This window comes from Streptomyces alkaliphilus, from assembly GCF_014141535.1.
Taxonomy (GTDB): domain Bacteria; phylum Actinomycetota; class Actinomycetes; order Streptomycetales; family Streptomycetaceae; genus Streptomyces; species Streptomyces alkaliphilus.
In genome coordinates this window covers 1-1731 of the sequence record NZ_VKHT01001024.1, presented here as the reverse complement: position 1 = coordinate 1731, position 1731 = coordinate 1, and the positions used below count along the sequence as shown (strand labels likewise).

Annotated in this window: 1 protein-coding gene; it reads right to left on the bottom strand. The window is 74.5% G+C overall.

The features are described from left to right. Positions 1-62: 62 nt before the first annotated feature. Positions 63-1731: (2,3-dihydroxybenzoyl)adenylate synthase (locus FNQ90_RS22095; protein ID WP_228471483.1), on the bottom strand; the 1669-nt coding region annotated here is incomplete at its 5' end.

Below are 1731 nucleotides of genomic sequence, written 5' to 3'. Positions count from 1 at the left end.
GGCACACGGGGCGCGCGCCGGTGCCGGACCCCGTTCCGCGGGGTCCGGCACCGGTTGGGGACTCAGTCGCCGGCTTCGTCGTCGGCTTCGTCGCGGACGCGCAGGTCCTTCTTGGAGACCTTGCCGACGCCGGTCTCCGGGAAGGACTCCACGATCCGGACGACGTCGGGGATCTTGTAGGCGGCCAGGCCGCGCTCGCGGACGAAGCGCCGCACGGCGGCCGGCTTCGGCGGTTCCGCGGCCGGCCGCAGCACCAGATAGGCGCAGCTGCGCTCGCCCAGGTAGTCGTCGGGCACGGCCACGACCTGCGCGTCGTGCACTGCCGGGTGGGCCAGCAGGACGTTCTCCACCTCGGCCGCGGCGATCTTCTCCCCGCCCCGGTTGATCTGGTCCTTGGCCCGGCCCTCGACCACCAGATGGCCGGTGGGCAGGCGGCGGACCAGGTCGCCGGTGCGGTAGAAGCCGTCGGCGGTGAAGGAACGGGCGTTGTGCTCCGGGGCCCGCCAGTAGCCGCGGATGGTGTACGGGCCACGGGTCAGGAGGTGACCGGTGGCGCCGGGGGGCACCTCGCGGTCGGCGTCGTCGACGATCCGGATCTCGTCGTCCGGGGAGATGGGGCGGCCCTGGGAGGTGAGGACGATCTCCTGCGGATCGCCCGGCCGGGTGTAGTTGACCAGTCCCTCGGCCATGCCGAAGACCTGCGTCAGGTCGCAGCCCAGCACCGGGGCCACCCTGCGGGCGGCCTCCTCGGGGAACTTGGCGCCGCCGACCAACAGGGTTCGCAGCGGGGCGAGGCGGGCGCGGGTGACGGGGTCCCGGGCCGCCTCGGTCCAGGCGAGGGCCAGCGGGGGGACGACGCCGGTGATGGTGACGCCCTCGCGTTCGATCAGGGGGAAGGCGGTGTCGGGGTTGGGTGCCGGGCACATCACCACGCGACCGCCGGCGTACAGGGCGCCGAGGGTGCCCGGGGAACTGAGCGGGAAGTTGTGCGCGGCGGGCAGCGCACACAGGTACACGCTCTCGTCGGTGACGCCGCAGATCTCGTTGGAGCCGCGCACCGAGTACAGGTAGTCGTCGTGGGTGCGGGGGATGAGCTTGGGCACGCCGGTGCTGCCGCCGGAGAGCTGGAGGAAGGCGGGGTCGCCGGGCCGCGGGCCGTCCGGGAGCCGGCCGGCGGGCAGGTCGGCGGGGTCGCGGGGTACGTCCGCGAGCGCGGTGTGCGGGCCCGGGTCACCGAGCACGAGCACGTGCCGCAGGCCGGGGCCGACGGCCGCCGCCACCCGGCCGGCGAGGTCACGGTGGTCGAAGCCCTCGTGCCGGTCGGGCACGATCAACGCGACGGCGTCGGAGTGGACGCAGAAGTGGCGGAGTTCGGTCTCGCGATGGGCGGGGAGCGCGAAGACCGGCAGCGCCCCGATCCGGAAGAGACCGAAGATCACCTCGAGGAACCCGGCGCGGTTGGGGAGTTGGACCACCACCCGGTCGCCGGGGGTGACTCCGAGGGCGAGCAGGCCCGCGGCCATGCGTTCGGCGTTTCGGTGCAACTGCGCGTAGGTGAGGCGGTGTTCGCCGTCGACGACGGCGACGCGGTCGGGGTGGGCGGCGGCGCGGTCGCCCAGCACACCGGCGAAGGTCTCGCCACGCCAGTGGCCGGCGGCGCGGTAGCGGGCGGCGAACTCCTCCGGCCAGGGGGTCCAGTCACGACCCGGGACCGGTGGTCCGGGGGAAGGG